General features: G+C 73.6%; 20 protein-coding genes and 1 riboswitch. Of the genes, 10 read left to right on the top strand and 10 right to left on the bottom strand.

The features are described 5' to 3' along the window. The first annotated feature begins 5 nt into the window (after window positions 1-5). Complete coding sequence (locus ACWZEH_RS08160; RefSeq protein ID WP_456196967.1) at window positions 6-653, top strand: sulfite oxidase-like oxidoreductase; 648 nt, start codon at window positions 6-8, stop codon at window positions 651-653. Window positions 654-669: 16 nt separating this feature from the next. Here ACWZEH_RS08160 and ACWZEH_RS08155 read toward each other — a convergent pair whose 3' ends face one another. The 5 genes from ACWZEH_RS08155 to thiO form a co-directional block, all read right to left on the bottom strand. Beyond that, complete coding sequence (locus ACWZEH_RS08155) at window positions 670-1,548, bottom strand: deoxyribonuclease IV (RefSeq protein WP_456196965.1); 879 nt, start codon at window positions 1,546-1,548, stop codon at window positions 670-672. 50 nt (window positions 1,549-1,598) lie between these two features. Then, complete coding sequence (gene pknB, locus ACWZEH_RS08150) at window positions 1,599-3,527, bottom strand: Stk1 family PASTA domain-containing Ser/Thr kinase (protein ID WP_456196964.1); 1,929 nt, start codon at window positions 3,525-3,527, stop codon at window positions 1,599-1,601. 219 nt (window positions 3,528-3,746) lie between these two features. Continuing rightward, window positions 3,747-4,541: a thiazole synthase gene (locus tag ACWZEH_RS08145; RefSeq protein WP_456196962.1), complete on the bottom strand. Its 795-nt coding sequence runs from the start codon at window positions 4,539-4,541 to the stop codon at window positions 3,747-3,749. Window positions 4,542-4,543: 2 nt separating this feature from the next. After that, a complete protein-coding gene (gene thiS / locus ACWZEH_RS08140) occupies window positions 4,544-4,711 on the bottom strand; it encodes a sulfur carrier protein ThiS (RefSeq protein WP_456199496.1) in 168 nt (55 codons plus the stop codon). A gap of 95 nt (window positions 4,712-4,806) precedes the next feature. After that, entirely contained in the window at window positions 4,807-6,030 is a 1,224-nt protein-coding gene (gene thiO / locus ACWZEH_RS08135) for a glycine oxidase ThiO (protein ID WP_456196960.1), read from the bottom strand. Next, a riboswitch (TPP riboswitch) is annotated at window positions 6,028-6,139 on the bottom strand. Its footprint overlaps the gene before it by 3 nt. A gap of 59 nt (window positions 6,140-6,198) precedes the next feature. On the opposite strand from thiO, the gene ACWZEH_RS08130 reads away from it, so the two are divergent. The 6 genes from ACWZEH_RS08130 to ACWZEH_RS08105 all read left to right on the top strand — a co-directional run bounded on the left by ACWZEH_RS08130 (window position 6,199) and on the right by ACWZEH_RS08105 (window position 11,415). Then, a complete protein-coding gene (locus ACWZEH_RS08130; RefSeq protein WP_456196958.1) occupies window positions 6,199-6,585 on the top strand; it encodes an avidin-fold protein in 387 nt (128 codons plus the stop codon). Continuing rightward, entirely contained in the window at window positions 6,582-7,826 is a 1,245-nt protein-coding gene (locus ACWZEH_RS08125) for an NAD(P)/FAD-dependent oxidoreductase (protein WP_456196957.1), read from the top strand. Before ACWZEH_RS08130 ends, ACWZEH_RS08125 begins: the two co-directional genes overlap by 4 nt. Window positions 7,827-7,944: 118 nt before the next feature. Beyond that, window positions 7,945-8,310, top strand: a complete 366-nt coding sequence (locus tag ACWZEH_RS08120; RefSeq protein WP_456196955.1) for an Rv2175c family DNA-binding protein — start codon at window positions 7,945-7,947, stop codon at window positions 8,308-8,310. A gap of 294 nt (window positions 8,311-8,604) precedes the next feature. Beyond that, the gene (gene thiE / locus ACWZEH_RS08115; RefSeq protein WP_456196953.1) at window positions 8,605-9,285 is read left to right on the top strand and encodes a thiamine phosphate synthase; all 681 of its coding nucleotides are present in this window, start codon (window positions 8,605-8,607) and stop codon (window positions 9,283-9,285) included. A 91-nt stretch (window positions 9,286-9,376) separates the two neighbouring features. Continuing rightward, on the top strand, window positions 9,377-10,300 hold the full coding sequence (metF, locus tag ACWZEH_RS08110) for a methylenetetrahydrofolate reductase [NAD(P)H] (protein WP_456196951.1): 924 nt from the start codon (window positions 9,377-9,379) through the stop codon (window positions 10,298-10,300). A 56-nt stretch (window positions 10,301-10,356) separates the two neighbouring features. After that, a complete protein-coding gene (locus ACWZEH_RS08105; protein ID WP_456196949.1) occupies window positions 10,357-11,415 on the top strand; it encodes an SCO2102 family sporulation regulator in 1,059 nt (352 codons plus the stop codon). Between the two features lie 24 nt (window positions 11,416-11,439). Here ACWZEH_RS08105 and ACWZEH_RS08100 read toward each other — a convergent pair whose 3' ends face one another. Both ACWZEH_RS08100 and ACWZEH_RS08095 read right to left on the bottom strand, forming a co-directional pair. Further along, window positions 11,440-12,987, bottom strand: a complete 1,548-nt coding sequence (locus ACWZEH_RS08100) for a phytoene desaturase family protein (RefSeq protein ID WP_456196947.1) — start codon at window positions 12,985-12,987, stop codon at window positions 11,440-11,442. Between the two features lie 798 nt (window positions 12,988-13,785). Continuing rightward, window positions 13,786-14,415, bottom strand: coding sequence for a TetR/AcrR family transcriptional regulator (locus ACWZEH_RS08095; RefSeq protein ID WP_456196946.1), 630 nt, complete (start codon window positions 14,413-14,415; stop codon window positions 13,786-13,788). Window positions 14,416-14,607: 192 nt separating this feature from the next. Here ACWZEH_RS08095 and ACWZEH_RS08090 point away from each other — a divergent pair, with 192 nt between their 5' ends. The 3 genes from ACWZEH_RS08090 (at window position 14,608) to ACWZEH_RS08080 (ending at window position 16,886) form a co-directional block, all read left to right on the top strand. Then, window positions 14,608-15,189: an SAV_6107 family HEPN domain-containing protein gene (locus ACWZEH_RS08090; RefSeq protein WP_456196944.1), complete on the top strand. Its 582-nt coding sequence runs from the start codon at window positions 14,608-14,610 to the stop codon at window positions 15,187-15,189. A gap of 201 nt (window positions 15,190-15,390) precedes the next feature. Beyond that, window positions 15,391-16,161 (top strand): methyltransferase, encoded by a 771-nt coding sequence (locus ACWZEH_RS08085; protein ID WP_456196942.1) that lies wholly within the window; start codon window positions 15,391-15,393, stop codon window positions 16,159-16,161. A 290-nt stretch (window positions 16,162-16,451) separates the two neighbouring features. After that, window positions 16,452-16,886 (top strand): DUF3040 domain-containing protein, encoded by a 435-nt coding sequence (locus tag ACWZEH_RS08080; RefSeq protein ID WP_456196940.1) that lies wholly within the window; start codon window positions 16,452-16,454, stop codon window positions 16,884-16,886. A 282-nt stretch (window positions 16,887-17,168) separates the two neighbouring features. On the opposite strand, the gene ACWZEH_RS08075 is transcribed toward ACWZEH_RS08080, so the two are convergent. The 3 genes from ACWZEH_RS08075 to ACWZEH_RS08065 are packed head-to-tail and all read right to left on the bottom strand — an operon-like array spanning window position 17,169 to window position 21,969. Continuing rightward, on the bottom strand, window positions 17,169-19,571 hold the full coding sequence (locus ACWZEH_RS08075; protein WP_456196938.1) for a transglutaminase TgpA family protein: 2,403 nt from the start codon (window positions 19,569-19,571) through the stop codon (window positions 17,169-17,171). Beyond that, window positions 19,568-20,932, bottom strand: coding sequence for a DUF58 domain-containing protein (locus tag ACWZEH_RS08070; RefSeq protein ID WP_456196936.1), 1,365 nt, complete (start codon window positions 20,930-20,932; stop codon window positions 19,568-19,570). The genes ACWZEH_RS08075 and ACWZEH_RS08070 overlap by 4 nt, the downstream gene beginning before the upstream one ends. Then, complete coding sequence (locus tag ACWZEH_RS08065; protein ID WP_456196935.1) at window positions 20,932-21,969, bottom strand: AAA family ATPase; 1,038 nt, start codon at window positions 21,967-21,969, stop codon at window positions 20,932-20,934. The genes ACWZEH_RS08070 and ACWZEH_RS08065 overlap by 1 nt, the downstream gene beginning before the upstream one ends. Between the last annotated feature and the right edge of the window lie 141 nt (window positions 21,970-22,110).

The raw sequence follows: 22,110 nt of genomic DNA, 5'->3' as shown, positions 1-22,110 counted from the left end.
GAGGCATGGGTCAGCCGGCGGAACGCGAATCGGGGGAGCGCCCAGCGGAGGAAAGGGCACGGTTCGAGCTTCCGCCGGGGCAGCGACTGCAGAAGGGCTGGCCGGTCACGCACTACGGGCCGGTGCCCAGGTTCCGGGCCGAGCGCTGGGACTTCAGGGTGTTCGGCGCCACCGCCGAGGGCGACAAGCACTGCTGGAACCATGAGGAGTTCACGGCCCTGCCGTACCGCAGTGTCGTGGCCGACCTGCACTGCGTCACCAAGTTCAGCATGCTCGGCGCCGAATGGGGCGGCATTCCGGCGCGCACCCTCCTGGAGCTCGCCCCGCCCGCGCCCGGGGTCACCCATGTGATGGTGTGGGCCGAGTACGGATTCAGCTCCAACCTGCGTCTGGCGGACTTCTCGTCCGAGCGGACCCTCTTCGCCACCCACAAGGACGGTGAACTGCTGACCGCCGAGCACGGGTTTCCGCTCCGTCTGATCGTTCCCCACCTGTACGCCTGGAAGGGACCCAAATGGGTCCGCGGAGTGGAGTACATGACCGACGACCGCCGCGGTTTCTGGGAGGAACGCGGCTATCACAACGTCGGCGATCCCTGGAAGGAACAGCGCTACTCGTACCAGGAGGAGCCCGGGGACGGCCCCGGGCTCTGAGCCGGACCGGGTGGGACTACGACTCCCGGAGCTTCTTCAGCCGCTCCACGTCCGCCGCGTGCCCCTCCTTGCCGCCGGGCGTCTCGATGATCAGCGGTACGCCCTCGGTCGCGGGGTGTGTCATCAGCGCGCGGAACGGGGCCTCGCCGATATGGCCTCCGCCGATGTTCGCGTGACGGTCCTTGTGCGCGCCGACCACGTCCATCGAGTCATTGGCGTGGATCAGTTTCAGCCGCCCCTCACCGACCGTGTCCACCAGCAGATCCAGCGTCCGGTGCATCCCGTCCGGCCCGGTCAGATCGTGACCGGCCGCGAAGACGTGGCAGGTGTCCAGGCAGACACCCAGCTTCGGATGGGCGTCCAGCACCTCGAAGTACGGCCCGAAGTCCCAGGTGCGCGAACAGAGGGAGGAGCCCTGGCCGGCCGTCGACTCCAGCAGCAGGAACGGGTCGTCGTCACGGGTGAGCTCGTCGAGCAGGGGCAGCAGGTACTCCCGTACCTGTGCCAGCGCCACCGACCGCTCGCGGCCGCCGGTCGCGCTGCCGGTGTGGACCACCACGCCCAGCGCCCCGATCTCGCGCCCGCGCCGCAGCGAGTGCCGCAGCGACTCGGCGGACCGCTCGGCGGTCGCCCGGGTGTGGGACCCGAAGTTGATCAGGTACGGGGCGTGCACGTACGCCGGGATCGCCTCGGCCGCGCACGTCTCGCGGAAGGCCTCGTCCTGCTTCGGGCTGCCGACCGGGGTCGCCCAGCCGCGCGGGTTGGCGACGAAGACCTGCACGGCCTCCGCACGCAGCTCACGGGCGTAGGACAGACCGACGGAATGCAGACCGCCGGCCACGGGGACATGGCCGCCGACCGGATTGCGGGCAGAACCGGACAGGTGACTCTTCACCCGTCCAGGGTGTCATGGGTGCGTCCGGCGCCCGTCGGCGGACCAGCGGATCAGCGGATCCTGAGGGTGATCGTCGAGCCCTTGGGCGCGGTGTCCCCGCCCGCCACGGACTGTTCGTCGACGCTGTCGCCGAAGAGTCCGAGCAGTCCGCGGTCCTCCTCGACCCGGAACCCGGCCGCCTCCAGCGTCCTGGTGGCCTCGTCCACGCCGTCCCCGACCACGTCGGGAACCTCGACCATCTCGGGGCCCTTGGACAGCGTCAGCGTCACGGTGTCGCCCTCGACGGCCTCACCGCCCGCCTCCGGGCTCTGCCGGGCCACCCGTCCCGCGTCGTGCTCGGAGGTGATCCGCCCGGTGGCGACCTTTACCTCGAGGCCGGCCTCCTCCAGTTCGGCGCGCGCGTCCCGAAGGTCCTCGCCGGTCACCTCGGGGATGTCCACCGGGTTGCCCTTGCTCACGGTGAGCGCCACCGCCGAGCCCGCACGGACCTCGGTGCCCCCGGCCGGCCCGGTGGAGACCACGGAGCCCTTGGCCACGTCCTCGCTGAACTCCCGGGTGACCATGCCGGGCTCCAGGCCCACGTCCTTCAGCGCGGACCGCGCCCTGTCCAGCGCGACGCCGTCCACATCGGGCACCTTCACGGTCCTCGGTCCCTTGGAGAGGGTCAGCGAGACCGAGTCGGTGTTGCGGATGCGCTCGCCCGCCCCCGGGTCCGTACCGACCACCGTGCCCCGCTCCACGGAGTCGCTGTACGCCTCCTCGACCTGCCCGACGTCCAGCCCGGCCTGAGCCAGCCGGTCCCGGGCCTGCTTCTCGGTCTTGGCCAGCAGCGGCGGGACCTTGGTGAACTGGCCCGAGTTGATGTACCAGACACCCGCTCCGGCTCCGAGGAGCAGCAGCACCACGACGACGATCGCCATGGGGCCGCGTCGCAGCGCCGGAACGCGCAGCCCCGGACCGCGCCGGGGCGGCAGCGGCGCCGGGGACCGGAGCCGGCTGGTGAGGTGGTCCGTGTCCTCGTTGACGGGCAGCGGGCGGGGGACCGTCAGCGCGCGCGGGATGACGCTCGTACGGTCCTCGGCGTTGTGGTGCTGCGACGACAGCGCCTGCGGCGGAGTCGCGTCCAGATGGGCCGCGTCGAGGCCGCCGCGGGCCTCGCGGACCTGCGCGAGCAGCGCCACCGCGTCGTACGGGCGGACCTCCGGGTTGCGCGCGGTCGCCGACGCGACCAGCTCGTCCAGGGCGTACGCCATACCGGGCACGGCGGCCGACGGCGGCGGTACGTCGTCGTGCAGATGCTTGTAGAGCACGATCGCGGGGGAGTCCCCCTCGTGCGGACGCTCACCCGTCAGCATCTCGTAGAGCAGGATGCCGCACGCGTAGACGTCCACGCGGGGATCGGCGACACCGTCCTCGATCTGCTCCGGTGCCAGGTAGGAGACCGTGCCCAGCACGGTGCCGGTGGTGTTCGTCACCGTGTCCACGCCCCGGACCAGGCCGAAGTCGGCGACCTTGACCCGGCCGTCGTCCCCTATCAGCACGTTCTCCGGCTTCATGTCCCGGTGCACGAAACCGGCGCGGTGGGCGGCGCCGAGCGCGGCCAGCACCGGCTCCAGGATGTCCAGCGCGGCCCGCGGCTGCAGCGCCCCGCGCTCGCGCAGCACGTCCCGCAGGGTGCAGCCGGCGATGTACTCCATCGCCAGATACACGTACCCCCGGTCGGTGCCCTGGTCGAAGACCTGCACCACGTTCGGATGGGCCAGACGGGCCACCGACTTCGCCTCGCGGATGAACCGGTCGACGAAGGAGCCGTCGGCGGCGAGCGCCGGGTGCATCACCTTGAGCGCGAGCACGCGGTCGAGACGGGTGTCCACGGCCCGGTAGACCGTGGCCATCCCGCCGACCGCGATACGCGCCTCGACGCGATACCGGCCGTCGAGCACCTGCCCGACCAGAGGGTCCTGAAGGGTCGTGTCCACGCAGGTGAGTCTACGAGCAGCGGCCGACACCCCCCACCGCTTCGTCGCGGATCGCACCGCGACTGCAGCGGACCTGTGACGCAACCCACGTACACGGCGCGGGACGGACGCGCGCACGGTCCGGACCGCGACGCAAAGGCCGCCGACGGCGGCGCACTCCCACGGGGAGCGTGCACCTCCCGGCCGACCGGAAACGGGTGGTGCGCGAGTGGGGAACACTCAAAACGCCGGCCGCTCCGGATCCAGCACGGCGAGGCCCTCCGCAGGGGACGAGGCCTCGGCGAAGTGCCGCCGCGGAATCCGCCCCGCCCGCCGCGCCAGCCGCCCCGCCTCGACCGCACCCCGCATGGCGGCAGCCATCAGTACCGGCTCCTGCGCCCGCGTGACCGCCGAGGCGAGCATCACCCCCGCGCACCCCAGCTCCATCGCCAGCGCCGCGTCCGACGCCGTACCGGCGCCCGCGTCCAGGATCACCGGCACGCGCGCGTGCTGCGTGATCAGCTCGAAGTTGTGCGGGTTGCGGATGCCGAGCCCCGACCCGATCGGCGACCCGAGCGGCATGATCGCCGCACAGCCGACGTCCTCCAGTTTCCGTGCCACCACCGGATCGTCATTGGTGTACGGCAGCACCGTGAACCCGTCGTCGACCAGGGTCTCCGCCGCATCCAGCAGCTCGATCGGGTCCGGCAGGAGGGTGCGCTCGTCGGCGATGACCTCCAGTTTGACCAGATCGGTGCCGAGCGCCTCCCGCGCGAGACGCGCGGTGAGCACCGCCTCACCGGCGGTGTAGCAGCCCGCCGTGTTCGGCAGCACCCGGATGCCCAGCCTCTCCAGCAACGACAGGACCGAGCCGTGCGCCGAGGCGTTCACCCGGCGCATCGCGACGGTCGTCAGCTCCGTCCCGGACGCCACCAGCGCCCGCTCCAGCACCTCGAGGCTGGGCGCCCCGCCGGTCCCCATGATCAGCCGGGACGTGAAGGTGGTACCGCTGAGAACGAATGGATCGTCGGCCATGGTCAGCCTCCTTGGACGGCGGTCAGGACTTCCACCCGGTCCCCCTCGGAGAGGGCCGTGAGCGGCCACTGCGCGCGCGGGACGACGGTCTCGTTGAGGGCGGCGGCCACCCCGGAGGGAGCGGGGGTCAGGGTGGCGACCAGCGCGTCGAGCGCCGTACCCGGAGCCACCTCGCGCGGCTCTCCGTTGACGGAGACGGAGACGGAGACGGTGTCGGTGTCGGTGTCGGTGTCGGTTCGGCCGGCGGCGGCCTTCGCCGGATCGTTCATGCGGGCTGCTCCGTGAGTGCGGCGGCGGTGAACCGCCGGGGGGTGAAGGGGCGGGCATGGGACGGGAGTTCACCGGTGGTCAGGACCTCGGCCAGGGCGTCGCCGGTGACCGGCGTGAGCAGCACGCCGTTGCGGTGGTGCCCGGTCGCGAGGACCAGTCCCGCCAGCGCGGACGGACCGAGCAGCGGCGCGTTGTCGGGTGAGCCGGGGCGCAGCCCGGCCCGGGTCTCGGTGAGCGGAAGTTCGGTGATCCCGGGGACGAGTTCGTGGGCGTCGCGCAGCAGTTCGTACACCCCGCCCGCGGTGACGGTCGTGTCCCAGCCCTGTTCCTCGCTGGTCGCCCCGATCACCAGCTCGCCGCTCTCGCGCGGCACCAGATACACATGGCTGCCGCGCACCACCGCGCGTACCGTCCGGCTCAGGAAGGGCCCGAACCGGTCCGGCATCGCCAGCCGGACCACCTGCCCCTTCACGGGACGTACCGGAGGCAGCACCTCCGGCGGGATTCCCGCGAGCCGCCCGCTCAGGCTGCCCCCGGCGAGCACCACCTGCCCGGCGCTCAGCCCGGTGCCGTCGGCGGTGACCACGCCCGTGGCCCGCTCCCCGGTGACGGTGAGCCGCTCGGCCCACGCGCGGTGCAGGACCACGCCCGCCCGCTCGCAGGCCGTCACCAGCGCGGCCGCCAGGCGCCGGGGGTCGATCTGGTGGTCGCCGTCCACCCGCAGCCCGCCGCGCACCCCCGGTGCGAGCATCGGTTCCAGGCGCCGGCAGTCCCGCCCGGACAACCACTGCGCGTCGAGCCCCGACTGCTGCTGGAGGGCGTGCAGTTCGCGCAGATGGGCGCGGTCGTCGGCGTCCAGCGCGACCGCGAGTGTGCCGCAGCGGCGGTAGCCGAGGTCGTGGCCGGTGGCCTCGGTGAGCTCGGCGGCGAAGTCGGGATAGCGGCGCGCGGAGGCGAGATTCAGACCGAGCAGGGTCTGCTCGCCGTAGTGCAGTTCCGTGACGGCGGCCAGCATCCCGGCGGCCACCTGGGCGGCACCGGCGCCCGGCTCGGGGTCCAGCACGGTCGTGGCCAGCCCGCGCTGCGCGGCCCGCCAGGCCGTGACCAGGCCGATGATCCCGCCCCCGACGACGAGGACGTCCGGGGAACGTCCCGGCGCGCGCGGGGCACCCGAGGCGTCAGGGGTACCCGGGGTACCCGGGGTGTGTGTGGGCGGCATGGGCGTCCAGCCCCTCCCTTCGCCGGCATGACCCGGATCAGGTTCATACGGTCGGAGGCCGCCAGCCTCCCTCTCAGTCCGGTGCGTCCGGACTCCCGCGCGTGTTCTACGGTGGCCAGCCTAGCCCCGGAACAATGCCGGAACAACGAACGCGCAGGGAGCCCTCACATGGCTGGTTCGCTCGACGGCCTCGTCCTCTCCCCGGTCGCCGACCAGGCGCCGGGGCAGGTCGGTACCCGCACCCGGTTCGTCTACCACGAGCAGGGCGGCCGGATCTGGGCCGAGTACGCGGGCGGTGACGTCGTCCGCGGACACCTGGTGGGCACCAGGGAGGGGGACCGGCTGGACTTCCGGTACGTGCAGCTCAAACAGGACGGCACCACCTCGGGCGGACACTGCGAGTCGACGGTCGTGGAACTGCCCGACGGACGGCTGCGGCTGGAGGAGACCTGGGCGTGGGAGTCGCAGCCGGGCAGCGGCACCAGCGTCGTGGAGCAACTCACGACCCCCGAGGACCGACCGGCCGCGGAACAGGTGTCTATGGTGATCAGGTGAGCGAGCAGACACGGGAACGGGGGCCGTCCGGGCCGCGGCGCGTGGTGGTGACGGGAGCCGGCATGGCCGGCGTGCAGACCGCCGTCTCCCTCCGCGAGCAGGGCTTCGCCGGCGCCGTGACCCTCATCGGCGCCGAGCCCCACCAGCCGTACGACAGACCGCCGTTGTCCAAGGCCGTCCTGCTCGGCAAGGCGGAGGACTCCGCCCTCGACGTCGACTTCGAGGCACTCGGCATCGAACTGCGGCTCGGCTGCGAGGTGTTCGGGCTGCGCCCCGCCGACCACGAGCTGGACACGGAGGCCGGGCCGGTCCCCTACGACGTCCTGGTCGTCGCGACCGGTGCCGAACCGGTCCGGCTGCCGGGTGCGGAGGGTGTTCCGGGTGTCCACCTGCTGCGCACCCTGGACGACGCCGAACGGCTGCGGCCCGTGCTCGCGCGCCGGCAGGACGTCGTGGTCGTCGGCGCCGGCTGGATCGGCGCGGAGTTCGCCACGGCGGCGCGCGAGGCGGGCTGCGCGGTCACCGTCGTGGAGGCCGCCGGCCGCCCGCTGGCCGAGGCGCTGCCGGCCGAGGTGGCCGCTTCGATGACCGCCTGGTACGGCGACGCGGGAGTGGAGCTGCGCACGCACGCGCGCGTGAAGCGCGTCGAGCCGGGCGCGGTGGTGCTGGACGACGGTTCACGGCTGTCCGCGGACGCCGTCGTCGTCGGGATCGGTGCCCGCCCCGCCACCGCCTGGCTGGCCGGCTCCGGCATCGAGCTGGGCCGGTACGGCGAGGTGGTCGCCGACGCCCGCCTGGCGACCTCCGTGCCAAACGTGTACGCGGTCGGCGACTGCGCGTCCTTCCCCTCGGAGCGGTACGGCGAACGCCTGCTGGTGCATCACTGGGACAACGCCCTGCAGGGCCCGCGCACGGTCGCGGCGAACATCGTGGGGGCGGCCACCGGCGAGCCCCCGGCGGTGTACGACCCGGTGCCGTACTTCTGGTCCGAGCAGTTCGGACGCTTCGTCCAGTACGCCGGGCACCACGCGGACGCCGACCGGACGGTGTGGCGCGGGGAGGCGGACGGCCCGGCGTGGACGGTCTGCTGGCTCCGCGGATCCCGGCTGGTCGCGCTGCTGGCCGTGGGCCGCCCCCGCGACCTGGCCCAGGGGCGGCGGCTGATCGAGGCGGGCACGGCGATGGACGGGACGCTGCTGGCCGACCCGACGAGACCGCTGAAGTCGGCGAGGGCGGCGTGAGCACCGGGCCCCCGCCGCCCTCGCGCCCCGGTGCCCGGTCGTCCGCCCGGGCTGAAACACCCGCCCAGGTGGAGGGGCCTGGCTTCCGACTGTCGGTGGCAGATGGCACGCTTGTCCCGTGACCGAGATTGACGCAAAGACCGATGCTCTCGTCCCCGCCTGGCTCACCCTGCCCGACATCGCCGAGATGCTCGGCGTCGAGGTGACGCGCGTCCGGCAGCTGGTCAAGGACGGCCAGCTCATCGCCGTACGCCGAGGTGAGAACCGCGCACTGCACGTCCCCGCGGCCTTCATCGACGGGGACAAGGTCGTCAAGGGCCTTTCCGGGACCCTGACGCTCCTGCGGGACGACGGCTTCACGGACGAAGAGATGCTGGACTGGCTCTTCACCCCCGACGAGAGCCTGCCGGGCACGCCCGCGCAGGCGCTGAGCGAGAACCGCGGCACGGAGGTGAAGCGCCGCGCCCAGGCGCTCGCCGTCTGACCTCGGGGCACGCCCCGGGGCGGAGCGCCGGGACCCGTACGCGCGCCGGCGCGCACATCCGTACGCGTGCGCGGCCTGCGCCCGTACCCACTCACCCCCGTACCCGGACGTGAACCGCCACCGCCCCGACCGCCACCCGGCACCGCTCGCACAGGGCGCCGGGGCGGCGGCACAGGATCCGTCGCGGCGTGTGCTCCACCGGCCCCGGGCGGGCCGGAGCACCCGCCGACGACCCACCGGGCCCGCCCCACGCCGACCGGGCCCGGCCGCCACCGACACACGGGGGACTCCCGCATGCCCGACACCGCCGCAGGCACCGCCCCGCGCGCCCGCCTCGCCGACTCCCTGCTCTACCTCTGCACCGACGCCCGCAAGCGGCAGGGCGACCTCCCGGAGTTCCTGGACGCGGTCCTGGCAGGCGGCGTCGACATCGTCCAGCTCAGGGACAAGGGCATGGAGGCCGCCGAGGAGCTGGAGCACCTGACGGTTCTCGCGGACGCCTGCGCCCGGCACGGCAAGCTGCTCGCGGTGAACGACCGCGCGGACGTCGCCCACGCCGCCGGCGCCGACGTACTGCACCTCGGGCAGGGCGACCTCCCCGTCCCCGCGGCCCGGGCCGTCCTCGGCGAGGACATCCTGATCGGCCGCTCCACGCACGCCGAGTCCGAGGCCGCCTCGGCCGCCGTGCAGGACGGCGTGGACTACTTCTGCACCGGCCCCTGCTGGCCCACCCCCACCAAGCCCGGCCGACCCGCCCCCGGCCTCGGCCTGGTCCGGTACGCCGCCGCCCTCGGCACCGACCGCCCCTGGTTCGCCATCGGCGGCATCGACCTCGGCAACCTCGACGAGGTACTGGACGCCGGCGCCCGCCGGGTGGTCGTCGTACGGGCCATCACCGAGGCGGACGACCCGGGCGCGGCGGCGGCCGAGTTCGCGAGGCGGACGCGGCAGGCGGCAGGCGGCACACGTCCCTGACAGTGTCCAAGGGGTGGACAACAAGTCGGCAATTCCGGCGAATCCCCGCATCCGGTTGGGGGGACCGGCGTCCCCTGGCTAACCTGCCGGTATGGCCCTCGGAACCGCATCCGTCAGGACTGATCACGCGCGCACTGTGCGTGACATGCTCGCTGCCGGGAAGACGACGTACTCGTTCGAGTTCTCGGCACCCAAGACGCCCAAGGGCCAGCGCAACCTCTGGAGCGCGCTGCGCAGGGTCGAGGCGGTCGCCCCGGACTTCGTCTCCGTCACCTACGGAGCCGGAGGGTCGACCCGCGCGGGCACGGTCCACGAGACCGAGCAGATCGTCGCCGACACCACCCTCACCCCGGTCGCCCACCTCACCGCGGTCGACCATTCCGTCGCCGAACTGCGCAACATCATCGGCCAGTACGCCGACGCCGGGATCCGCAACATGCTCGCCGTGCGGGGCGACCCGCCCGGCGACCCGATGGCCGACTGGATCCCGCATCCGCAGGGCCTGACCTACGCCGCCGAACTCGTCCGGCTCATCAAGGAGTCGGGCGACTTCTGCGTGGGTGTCGCCGCCTTCCCGGAGATGCACCCGAGGTCGTCCGACTGGGACACGGACGTCGCGAACTTCGTCGACAAGTGCCGGGCCGGCGCCGACTACGCGATCACCCAAATGTTCTTCCAGCCCGAGTCCTACCTGCGTCTGCGTGACCGGGTCGACGCGGCGGGTTGCGGGACACCGGTGATCCCCGAGGTCATGCCGGTGACCAGTGTGAAGATGTTGGAGAGGTTGCCGCAGCTCAGTAACGCGTCGTTCCCGGATGCCCTGAAAGAGCGGATCCTCACAGCGGCGGACGATCCGGCGGCGGTACGCTCCATCGGTATCGAGTTCGCCACGGAGTTCTGCGCACGGCTGCTGGCCGAGGGAGTGCCCGGACTGCACTTCATCACGCTCAACAACTCCACGGCGACGCTGGAAATCTACGAGAACCTGGGCCTGCACCACCCGCTGCGGGCCTAGACCGGTCGCACCGGCATACGACACACTGCGTAGCGGCCACTGGGAGAGGGGCGTACATGGGCTGGACGGTCCTCTACATCGCGTTCGGCGTCGTCGCGTTGTGGCTGCTCGGCGAGGTGCTGCTGCAGTACAAGGCGCGCCTGCGCTGGCGGCTGCTCGCCTTCGCGGGCTTCCTGGGCGTCGTGCTCGGCGTGCTGATCCCGTCCGTTCCCGTCATCGGACTGGGCGCCATCGCCTTCGCGATCGGCCAGACCTACGTCACGCTGTCGTTCCGCCGTGGCTTCGCGGAAGGCTGGGCGGTCAACGCCCCGCTGCTGTCCGCAGTCAAGGGGGGCCGCGGCGACCGCGGGCGCCAGGACCCGGCCCCGGAGGTCTCCGACCCGGAGGTCTCCGACCCGGAGGTCTCCGATCCGGAGGCCACCGGCGCCGGGCACGGGGACGAGGGCGCCGGGTACGGGGGTGCCGGCCGGCGCCGCGACCGGGACTCCTACGGAGCCGACGACGACTACGACCGCGACGACGTGTTCACGCCCGTGCGCGGCGAGCAGCAGGCGGCGGCCGCCGAGACCACCGCCGTCTACGAGCCGCAGCCCATGCCCGACGACACCGGCTCGTACGGCGTCTACAACGACAACGGGTACGCCGCCCCCGCTCAGGACGACCAGTACGGGGCCACCGCCCAGGACCAGTACGGGGCCACCGCCCAGAGCACCGGCCAGGGCTACGACACCGGCCAGAACTACGCCTACGACTACTCCGGCTACGGTCAGCAGCAGGCCTACGACACGGGCCAACAGCAGCAGTACGCCGCCTACTCCGACCCGTACATCGGCAATCCGACCTACGAGGGGACCTCGTACGACACCGGATACACCGACCCGCAGGACCAGTACGGCCGGCAGGACTACGGCGGCCAGGAGCAGTACGGCGGCGGCTACGGCGGCGACACCCCGGCGGGCGGTTTGTGGGTCCCGCAGCAGCGCAGCGCCGACGACCTGTACGGCGGTGAACTCCCGCAGGAGCAGCCGTACCCGTACCAGGACGACGGCCGGCAGGGCCAGGGCCCCGGCAACGGGAACGACAGCGGGTACGACGAGCAGCAGTACCGCTACTGACCGGGCCCGGCCCGTCGCGGCCGCTCACCGGGATCCGCGGAACTCCGGTCCCTCCACGATCAGTCCCGCGACCAGCGCGCCCGACATCCCGGCGTGCGGGAGGCCCCCGCCGGGGTGCGACCAGCCGCCCACCGTCAACAGGCCCGGTGTCCCGGTGCTGTTGGACGGGTGCAGCAGTCGCCCGCCCGCCGCGGCCAGCGCCGGGACCGGTACCGCTCCGCCCTCCGCGCCCGTCGCCCGCGCGATGTCGTCCGGGGTGCGGACCTCGCTGTGCAGGAGACGGTCGCGCAGGTCGGGTACGGCCCGCTCGGCGGCGGTGATCATGTTCCGCGCGTGCTCCTCCAGCGCCGGTCCCGCGGATCCCGCGGGCACTGTCGAGGTGAGGGTGACCGCCTCATGGTCCGCGTCGGGGACCAGAGCGGGGTCGTCGGGCCGCAGGACCGTGACCGTGGGGTGCGCGGGCAGACCCGCGGGGGAGCCGAACAGGGACGCCAGCTCGGCCTCCCGGTCCCGGGTGTGCACGACCGTCCGGTGAGGCGTCCCCTCGGGACGTCCGCCGCGCAGCGCCAGCAGCACCGTCAGGCGGCTCGCCGCTCCAGGGCGGCCCGGAACCTCGCCGTCACCCCGCACCCGCGCCTCCCGCGTCAGCCGGTCCAGCACACCGGGCGTCACCCCGGCGACCACATGGTCCGCCTCGGTCACCGCCCCCCGGCCGCCATCGACGGCGGCGGCGCCGGGCGAGGCCCGGAAGGCGTTCTCGGTGAACTCCACGCCCGCCGCCCGGCCGTCCTTCTCCAGCACCCCGGTGACCTCGGCGCCGAAACGGAACTCCACCCCGCGGGCCAGGCACCGCTCGTACACCGCGCGGGCCAGCTCCCGCATGCCGCCGCGGACGTACCAGGTACCGAAGGCGTGCTCCATGTACGGCAGCACCGCCGCGCTCGCCGGAGTGGACCGGGGGTCCAAACCGTGCTCGAGCGCGTGACTCTCCAGCAGGGAGACCAGCCGGGGATCGCGCAGTTCCCAGGCGGCGACCTCGGCGAGCGTGCCCGCCGTGCGCGTGCGCAGCAGCTTCCTGTGGGGGACGGCCGGGTAGGGCTCGCGCTCGGCCAGCACCTGCCAGTCGGGCCACAGCGGCTCCTCCAGGAGAGGCCTGCGCGTCCTGTCCCAGGCCTCGCGGGCCCGCACCAGGAAGTCGCCCCAGCGCCTGGCGGCGGCAGGCCCGAGGGCCGCGTCCAGGGCGGAGACGACACCCGCGCGGGACGCGTTCGGCAGCGGAAGACGCGTACTGTCCGCGAACACGTGGTGCGACGACGGGTCGACCTGGACCAGTTCGACGCAGGACTCCAGCGGCTCCCTGCCCGTCTTCAGGAACAGATCGCGGTAGACCGCGGGCAGGGGAAGCAGCCCGGGGCCGGTGTCGAAGGCGAAGCCCTCCCGCTCCAGCCGGCGCAACGCCCCGCCGTACGTGTCCGTCCGCTCGTACACCGTCACCCGGTGGCCCGCGACGGCCAGCCGGGCAGCGGCAGCCATCGCGCCCAGCCCGGCGCCGATCACCGCAATCCGTGCCATGCCAAAGACATTACCCGCCGGTCACCGACAGGCGTTCCCGGGCCGTCCGGGCGGGGCCGGTGGCCCGGGAACGCCGGCCGGCACCCCGTCGTCCCGCCGCGAGTGCGGTGGCGCGGCGGCCCGCGGCCACGGCCAGGAGGGGGCGGTGGGCGGCGAGCCGCCGGCCGGGCCGCCGGTGCGGTCACCCGCGCAGGGGCGTCGGAGGCGGTTCCCGCGGTGAGGATCTCCGCGGCGCCCGGTAAGCGCAGCACCAGGGTCGGGCGGTGCCGCCGGTCCGTCCGTTTCCCGCACGGAGTCCGTACGCGGTCTCGTGCCGGACCTCGCGACGGACCTGCCCGAGGAGGGCTGCGCCGCGGATCCGGCGGGCCGAGGCCCTGCCCGCGGCCACCGAGGCACCCGCCCGGGTGCAGCCGCCCCCGTCGCGGCGTTGTGAGGGCGGGTGCGCAGGGCTGAGTACCCATACCTAGTCCCCGAGATGAGTACGCGCGCGGATGGGCCACGACCTGCGAAAACGAGAGAGTAGAGGCCACGGGGAGGGGCACGGATCCGGAACCGGCGACACGGGGCGCCGGAACGGTCCGGGCCCGCTGCCCGCTCCTTCCGCCGGCGGCGTCGGCGGGAGCGAGGCACGGGGGAACCCGGGGGACGACCGCAACGGGGGTCCCGCGGTGGGACGTACGGGGGAGTACGCCAGGCGCCGGTCCGGCAGTGGCTCGCGGGGGACGCAGCCACCGCCGGACCGGCGTTCTCCCGTGGCCCGGGCCGGTTGACGGCCACCGCCGGGCCGTCCCCGCCGTCTCAGCGGCGGCCGCTCACACGTCCCTGCAGCAGCCGGGACAGCGCCGCGTGCACATCGTCCAGGGAGCGCTCCGGCTGGAAGGCCTGCCAGTCCAGCGCGGCCACCAGCACCATGCCGACCAGTGCCGCGGCCGTCAGCGGAATGTCGATCTCCGCACTGAACTCCTCGTTGTCCACGCCCTCGCGCAGCACGTCCTCGACCACCGCCACGGCCTGCTGCCGGACCACCAGCAGCGTGGACTGCCAGGCCCGGTTGGTGCGCCACAGCTCGGCCACGTACAACTGGGTGAAGGCCGGGTAGCGGTCGATGAAGACGAGCCCCGCGCGGACCATCGCGTCCAGGGCGTCGACCTTGCTGCCGCCCGCCCCGGCCGTCCGCTCGGCCGCCTCCCGCAGAGAGGCGGTGAGGAGCCCGACCCCGTGCCGCAGCAGTTCCTCGAAGAGGACCGACTTGCTCGCGAAGTTGTAGTAGACCGTGCCCTTCGCGACCCCCGCCCGCTCGGCGATCTCGTCCACGGTGGTGGCGGAGAAGCCCTGCTCCGCGATGAGAGTGACGGCCGCCTCGTAGAGCTTCTGCCGGGTGGCCTCGCGGCGGGTGCTGCCGCCCGACGTGGTGCTGCTGCGTTCCATGCCCCTGATTCTCACAGCACCCCCGGCCCGCCCCTCCACAGGCTCGGCCCAGGGGGCGGCCCGCTCCGCATCGAACAGTCGATCGAGACAAAGCCCCAGGTCGGAACGGATTGTCAGTGGCATACCGCACGATGAACGCATACGGCACCTCGTAGCAGGGGATGCCGTCACGAAGACGACAGGAGGTTCGTCATGGCCCACTCGTCCGTAGCCGCCGCCCGCCGGCGCCGCGCCACCGGCCCTGCCCCCTCACTGACCGGTCCGCCGAGCGACGTCCACCCCGTGCTGCGCCGTGCCACCGCCCCGCCCGCCGCCCTCGACCTGCTCGCCCAGGCCCGTGCCGGACTCGACGAGGCCACCGTCCTCGACACCCCCAACGAGCGCTATGCGACGGCCCACCTCGCCGCCCTGCGCACCGCCGCCGCCGTGCTCGCCGCACGGGGACGGCCCGAGACCTCGCCCCGGGCCCGCACCAGGATCCGGAGCGCCTGGGAAGTGCTCCCCGAGATCGCGCCCGAACTCACCGAATGGAGTGCCCTGTTCGCCTCGGGCGCCCGCCGCCGCGCCCGTGCGGAGGCGGGCATCCGGGACGCGGCCAGCGGGCGGGACGCCGACGACCTGATACGGGACGTCGCGATGTTCCTGCGCCTGGTCGAGCGGATGCTCGTCCTCCAGCCCGTCCTCCCGCAGCCCCGCTCGGACGACCGCCCCGGCCACCCGGACGGGCACGACCCGGGCGGCGGCACGGCCCGCGAGCTGCCCGACGCGGGCTGAGGGCTTCTCCCGGGCCCCGGCCCACCCTGCCGCCCCGCTCACGCCCCCGCCCGGCGGGGGCGTGAGCGGGGCGGCGCGGGCGATGCGGCGCAGGCAATAGGGTGGAAGACGCCTGAAGCCTCCGCGTTCCCTGTCCGGGCCGAGAGGCAGCCCGATCGCTCCGCCGTGAACGAGGCGGTGCCCGCCGAGGAGTCAACTGCCGTGTCGGACACCCTGCGCCCCCGCGCCGCTCTCCGTACCGCCGTGGTCTGGGAGGTCCTCCAGGACGCCCTGGAGGGCCGGGTCAGGGCGACGGGACGGCCGGCGCTGGACGTCCTCGACACGGGTGGCGGCAGCGGCAACTTCGCCGTGCCCGTGGCCCGCCTCGGCCACCGGGTCACCGTCGTCGACCCCAGCCCCAACGCGCTGTTCGCCCTGGAGCGCCGCGCCGCCGAGGCCGACGTCGCCGACCGGGTCCGCGGCGTCCAGGGCGACGCGCACGGCCTCTTCGACGTCGCCGAGCGCGGCGGCTACGACGTGGTGCTGTGCCACGGAGTGCTGGAGTACGTCGACGACCCGGCCGAGGGCGTGCGCAACACGGTGGCCGCCCTGCGCCCCGACGGCGTCCTCAGCCTGCTCGCGGCCGGCCTCGGCGGCGCCGTGCTCTCCCGGGCCCTCGCAGGTCACTTCAAGGAGGCCCGGCAGGCACTCGACGACCCGAACGGCCGATGGGGCACGGGCGACCCCGTACCGCGCCGCTTCACCGCCGATCAGCTCACCGGCCTGGTCGAGGGAGCGGGGCTGCGGGTCGGCGCCGTGCACGGCGTGCGGGTCTTCGCCGACCTCGTCCCCGGCGTGCTCGTGGACACCGAGCCCGGAGCCCTGGACGCGCTGCTGGAACTGGAGGCCGCGGCGGCCGAACTCGCCGCCTTCCACGCCGTGGCCACCCAGCTCCATGTGCTCGGTGAGGCTCCGGGGACCGAAGGGGCCTGAGAGCCGCCTGCGCCGCGCCGCTGATCAGCGGCGCGGCCGTCGGCCGCACTCCGCAGGGAGTCCGCCACAGGCCCCCCGAATGGCGGCTGGGCACCGTATGATCGAGGGAGACCGTCCGGCATGACGGCCTGGCCGCCGGGGAATGAGAAGCCTCGAGCGGACCGGGACGCCCATGACGGGTGCCGGTTGGCCAATTGGCGCAGAGGGGCGGGTTTCATGGGGGCGAATCCCTGCCTATCCTGAAGGGACCCCCCGGGTCGCCCCGGCGACTGCACGATGAGGAGGACGCCGTGCCGCTCTCGGAGCACGAGCAGCGCATGCTCGAGCAAATGGAGCGAGCGCTGTACGCCGAAGATCCCAAGTTCGCGTCGGCGCTCGAGGGAAGTGGCCTGCGTACGTACACCCGTCGGCGGGTCTACCAGGCGATCGCGGGCTTCCTCGTAGGTATTGCGCTCCTCATGGCCGGAATGGTCGCTCAGCAGGTCTGGCTCAGTGTGATGGGGTTCCTCGTCATGCTGGGCTGCGCGGTTCTCGCCGTGACCGGCTGGCGCAAAGCGCCCAAGCCCGGTGAACAGGCGGTCGATGCCGCCGCCGGTACCACCGGTACCGCTGGTTCCACCGGCGCACCGCAGTCCGGCCGTCAGGCCAGGCAGCGGCGCTCCATGATGAACCGCATAGAGGAGCGCTGGCAGCGCCGCCGCGACGAACAGGGCGGCGGGCAGTAGCCTCTCCACTCCACTCCAGGACCTGCGCGAAGACATGGGTACAGGGGGTGACCACCAGCCCGGTGGTCACCCCCTGACGCATCTCCGCACCCGGGCCGACACGCGGCCGCACACCCGTTCGACGCGCGCCCGCGCACCGGCCGGGCGCCGGCAGGAGCAGGCGGGGGCAGGGCAGGCAGCGGACGAGGGGTGCGGGGCAGGACGATTTTCGGTCGTCCTGCCCCGCACCCCTCGTCGTGCATCCGTTCGACCGCGGTCACCCGCCCGGCCGGGCCCGCCCCGTCATCCCCGCTGCCGCGAGGGCCTGCGCCAGGTGGGCCTGCGCCATGCCGGCCGCAGGGCGAGGAAGCGGTCCCGGACGGCGGTCCACCGGGCCGACACCGCCCACACCACCCGCACCGTGGAACGCGGCACGAACAGCGCGCGCAGCCGCGCGCCCCGGCCGGCCACGGACCGCAGTCCGGCCGCCACCCGGCGCGCATCGTCGGTGAGGCCCGCCGTCGGGCGCGGCCGCGGTGCGTAGAGGACCTGCTCCACCGCATCCGCCACCCGGTGCACCGAGGCCGCGGCATCCGGGTCGAGCCGGCCGAGCCGGACGATCCGGGCCGCCGCCTTGCGCGGAGTCAGCGATTCGTCCGGGGAGACGCCGACGTCCCACGCCGTGTCCGTCAGCTCGTCCCAGACGGCCAGGATGTGCGAGGCCGTGCCCGCCTCGGACCGGCCGTGCGCGCCCAGGCGCACCGAACGGGTCCGCAGCCGCCACAGCATCGGCGCCAGCGGCAGCACCAGGACGGCGAGAGTGCCCAGCACCCACGCCAGCACCACGTACCACTTCGGCCCGTCACCGTCCGTGGGCAGCGTCGCCAGGGGTGCCTCGCTCGCGCAGTCGTCCAGCCGCTGCCGCTGCACCGAGCAGTTCTCGCTCTCCGACGGGGCGGCCGAGGGCTCCGAGGGCTCCGCCGCGGACGGCCGGGCCGGGTCGGGCAGCGCGTTGTCCGGCGTCTCCGGCACGGTGTACTCCGGTACCGAACCACGGGTGGGGGTCGGTTCGAAGCGGGTCCACCCCACACCCTCGAAGTACAGCTCGGGCCAGGCGTGCGCGTCCCGCAGCCCCACCGCCACCGTGCCGTCCGCCTGCGGGGTGCCGGGCGCGAAACCCACCGCGACCCGGGCGGGTATGTCCAGGGACCGGGCCATCGACGCCATGGCGAAGGAGAAGTGGACGCAGAAGCCCTCCTTGTCCCTCAGGAAGCGGGCGATCGCCTCCGAGCCGCTGCCGACGTCGACCTCCGTGTCGTACTCGAAGCCGCCCGTCAGGGTGAAGTACTCCTGGAGCATGACCGCACGGTCGTACGCGTTCGTCGCCCCCTCGGTGACGTCACGGGCGGTCCGGGACACCACCGGGGGCAGCGAGTCGGGCAGCTTTGTGTAGTCCCGCTCCAGGGCGGCCGGCGGCGCCGACGCGTCGGCCAGCTGCTCCGCCGTGGGCCGCACGTCCAGGCTGCGCACCTGATAGGTCAGCCCCCGGGTGTTCTGGCCGTGGTCGCCGACCAGGGTCATCCCCACCGGTTCGTAGCGCCACTCGCCCCTGATGTCCACGCCGCTCGGCGGATACGGCATCGGCAGCCAGTCCTGCCCGTACCAGTCGGCGGTCGAGATCGTCGTGCCGATCTCCTCGCGTCCGATGTCCGGGCCGAGGCCGGCCGGGGTCGGGAAGGCACCGTCGGGCACCGTGGTGATGGACCGCTTGGACGGCTTCCAGGTGGTGCCGTCGAAGTCGTCCAGGGACACGATCCGCAGATACAGGTCCGAGACGTTCTCCGCCTCGGAGCGCACCGACATGACCTGGCGGTCCTCGTCCACGTTCAACGAGTCGCGCAGGGACACCAGCGGATTCACCGCGGAGATCGTGCCGCCCCCGCCGGAGCCCGGGCCGGCACCCGAACCCGCCGGGTCCAGCAGGCCGCCGTTCATCGTGGGCAGACCGAGCGGCGCCACCAGGGCTATGCCCACCGCGAGCCCCCCGATCCGCCGCCCGGTGCGCACCGGCGCGCGGGTCCCGCCCGCTTCACCGGGCGAGCCCTGGGACGCCCCGCCGAAGACCCGCCCCCACTGGGAGAGCCGGTCACGGCCCTCCACCAGCAGCAGCGTCAGATAGCCGGCCGCCGCCAGCAGGAACCACAGCCAGCCGGCCCCGCCGTCGGACAGACCCGCGGCGACGGAGTACAGCGCGAGCAGCGGAAGCCCGGCCGGTGCCGCACTGCGGAAGGTCACCGCGAGGGTGTCCACCAGCAGCCCGATCACCAGGACACCGCCGATCAGCATCAGCCGGATGCCCTCGGACAGCGGCGCCGGTATCGCATAACGGCCGACGTCCGTGGCGCCCTGGTCGAGCAGCTCGGCGAAGAAGCGGAACGCGTCCGGTCCCGGCAGCAGACCGGCGAACGCGTGCTCACGCGCGAAGACCAGCGTCAGCAGCACCAGCGCCGCAAGCGCCTGCACCGCCACCGTCAGCGGGCGCGCCAGCGGCACCCGCCGGGCCACCGCGCCCACGCCCGCCTGCACCGCCAGCAGAAGGGCCGCCTGCAGGAGCCAGGAAGGCGGCTCGACCAGCGGCAGCAGCGCGCACGCGGCCAGCAGGGTGGCCGCCCACGAGGCCAGCGCCAGCCGGAGGCGTCCGCTCATCCCGACCCCTCCCCACCGCTCGCCGCCGCCAGAGCGGAACGCTCCCGGTCCGCCAGCCGCCACTGCTCCTCCAGGGAGGCGCCCCGCGGCACACCCACCACCGTCCAGCCCGCCTCGCGCAGCATCCGCGACCGCTCCCCGCCACCGTCCAACGGACCGGACGCGTTTGCCGGTTCCCGCAACCAGGTCCCGCTGTCCAGAAGGAAGGCGACCGCGCCCCCGCCGCGCTGCCGCATCCGGGTGAGCACCGCCGCCTGCTCCTCGTCGAGATCACCGAGGAAGGCCACGAGCAGTCCCTCGCTCCCGCCGCGGACCACGTCGTACGCCCGGGACAGGCCCGCCCCGTCGGAGTGGTCGACCACCGCGAGGGTGTCCATCATCAGCCCGGCCGCGTCGGCCGACCCCTGGCTCGCGCCCGCGAACCCGTCGGAGCCCTCGCCCGGCACCGATGCGCCGGTGTCGGTCAGCAGCCGCACCGAGAAACCCCGCTCCAGCATGTGCGTCAGCACGGACGCCGCACCCGACACCGCCCATTCGAACGCCGAGTCCGGACCCGCGCCCGCGTAGGCGATGGCACGGGTGTCCAGCAGCACCGAACAGCGGGCCCGCTGCGGCTGCTCCTCGCGGCGCACCATCAGCTCGCCGTAGCGCGCGGTGGAACGCCAGTGCACCCGGCGCAGATCGTCGCCGTAGCGGTAGCCGCGCGGGATCAGGTCGTCCTCGCCGGCCAGCGCCAGCGAACGCTGCCGCCCGTCGCCGTGCCCCTTGGCCTCACCGCTCAGCCGCACCGGCGGCAACGGCTCCACGCGCGGGATCACCGTCAGCGTGTCGTACGTGGAGAAGGCCCGGGTCAGCTCGCACATCCCGAACGGGTCGGAGAGCCGCAGCTGCAGCGGGCCCAGCGGATAGCGGCCGCGCACATCGGAGCGGACCCGGTAGGACACCTCGCGGCGCCCGCCCGCCTCCACCCGGTCCAGCACGAACCGGGGCCGCGGCCCGAGCACGTAGGGCACCCGGTCCTGGAGCATGAGCAGGCCCGTGGGCATCCGGGAGACGTTGTCCATCCGCAGATGCACCCGTGCCTCGGAGCCGGCCGGTACCCGGGAGGGGGAGAGCCGGCGGCTGCCCGCGACCCGGTAACGGGTCCGGTAGAGCACGCCCGCGCACACCAGCGGCAGCACCGCCAGCAGCAGCCCGACCCGCAGCAGGTCGCTCTGTCCGAGTACATAGGCGCAGACCGCGGCCGCCGCGCCGGCGGCCAGGAAGGAGCGCCCGCGGGTGGTCAGCCCGGCCAGAGCGGTACGCAGGCCGCCCCGGTCACCGTGGTCGCCCTCCGCGCGGACCGAACCCGCGGTCGTCATCACAGCCTCCGCGGCGGCTGCTGGCCGTACCCCGGACCGCCACGGCCCACGCCGACGCCGCTCCGCTGAGGGGCGGCGGCGGGCACCGGAGTGCGCTGCAGGATCTCCTGCACCACCTGCTCCGCCGTGCGGCGGTTGAGCTGGGCCTGGGCGGTGGGCAGCAGCCGGTGCGCCAGGACGGCCACGGCGAGTGCCTGCACGTCGTCCGGCAGCGCGTACTCCCTGCCGTTCAGCGCGGCGGACGCCTTCGCGGCGCGCAGCAGGTGCAGCGTCGCGCGCGGGGAGGCGCCGAGTCTGAGGTCGGGGTGCGTGCGGGTGGCGGCGACCAGCTCCACCACGTACCGGCGGACCGGCTCGGCCACATGGACGGCGCGCACCGCCTCGATCAGCTTCAGGATCTCGTGCGCGTGCGCCACCGGCTGGAGGTCCTCCAGCGGGGAGACGCCGCCGTGCACGTCCAGCATCCGCAGTTCGGCCTCGGCGCTCGGGTAACCGACCGAGACGCGGGCCATGAACCGGTCGCGCTGGGCCTCCGGCAGCGGATAGGTGCCCTCCATCTCGACCGGGTTCTGCGTCGCCACCACCATGAAGGGGCTGGGCAGTTCGTAGGTCGTGCCGTCGATGGTGACCTGGCGCTCCTCCATCGACTCCAACAGCGCGGACTGCGTCTTCGGCGACGCGCGGTTGATCTCGTCGCCGATCACCACCTGCGCGAAGATGGCACCCGGCTTGAACTCGAAGTCGCGGCGCTGCTGGTCCCAGATGGACACACCGGTGATGTCCGACGGCAGCAGGTCCGGTGTGAACTGGACACGCTGCACCGAGCAGTCGATGGACCGCGCCAGCGCCTTGGCCAGCATCGTCTTGCCGACGCCCGGGACGTCCTCGATGAGCAGATGTCCCTCGGCGAGCAGCACGGTCAGCGAGAGCCGTACGACCTCGGGCTTGCCCTCGATCACGCCCTCCACCGAACCCCGCACGCGCTCGACCACGGCGGTCAGATCAGTGAGGCTCGCTCGATCGTCATAGGTCGTCACCCGGCCCTCCTCGGCCTTTCCCCCCGCTCCGAAGGAACGAGGGCCCAAATGTCCGGGCCGACGCCTTGCTGTGTGGACCGGCCCACCCCGAATCACGGACACCGCGCGTGAAAAGTTCCGCACGGCACCACTCCCGCATTC

This window comes from Streptomyces yamdrokensis (genome assembly GCF_053890455.1).
This window is presented reverse-complemented; position numbering and strand designations above follow the sequence as displayed.

Bases quoted from the DNA above. Each gene is read 5' to 3' on its own strand.
- ACWZEH_RS08105 (WP_456196949.1), top strand. From the start codon at position 10,357: ATGGGCTGGACGGTCCTCTACATCGCGTTCGGCGTCGTCGCGTTGTGG.
- ACWZEH_RS08070 (WP_456196936.1), bottom strand. From the start codon at position 20,932: ATGACGACCGCGGGTTCGGTCCGCGCGGAGGGCGACCACGGTGACCGG.
- ACWZEH_RS08130 (WP_456196958.1), top strand. From the start codon at position 6,199: ATGGCTGGTTCGCTCGACGGCCTCGTCCTCTCCCCGGTCGCCGACCAG.
- ACWZEH_RS08100 (WP_456196947.1), bottom strand. From the start codon at position 12,987: ATGGCACGGATTGCGGTGATCGGCGCCGGGCTGGGCGCGATGGCTGCC.
- ACWZEH_RS08090 (WP_456196944.1), top strand. From the start codon at position 14,608: ATGGCCCACTCGTCCGTAGCCGCCGCCCGCCGGCGCCGCGCCACCGGC.
- thiO (WP_456196960.1), bottom strand. From the start codon at position 6,030: ATGCCGCCCACACACACCCCGGGTACCCCGGGTACCCCTGACGCCTCG.
- ACWZEH_RS08145 (WP_456196962.1), bottom strand. From the start codon at position 4,541: ATGGCCGACGATCCATTCGTTCTCAGCGGTACCACCTTCACGTCCCGG.
- thiE (WP_456196953.1), top strand. From the start codon at position 8,605: ATGCCCGACACCGCCGCAGGCACCGCCCCGCGCGCCCGCCTCGCCGAC.
- metF (WP_456196951.1), top strand. From the start codon at position 9,377: ATGGCCCTCGGAACCGCATCCGTCAGGACTGATCACGCGCGCACTGTG.
- ACWZEH_RS08075 (WP_456196938.1), bottom strand. From the start codon at position 19,571: ATGAGCGGACGCCTCCGGCTGGCGCTGGCCTCGTGGGCGGCCACCCTG.
- ACWZEH_RS08160 (WP_456196967.1), top strand. From the start codon at position 6: ATGGGTCAGCCGGCGGAACGCGAATCGGGGGAGCGCCCAGCGGAGGAA.
- ACWZEH_RS08095 (WP_456196946.1), bottom strand. From the start codon at position 14,415: ATGGAACGCAGCAGCACCACGTCGGGCGGCAGCACCCGCCGCGAGGCC.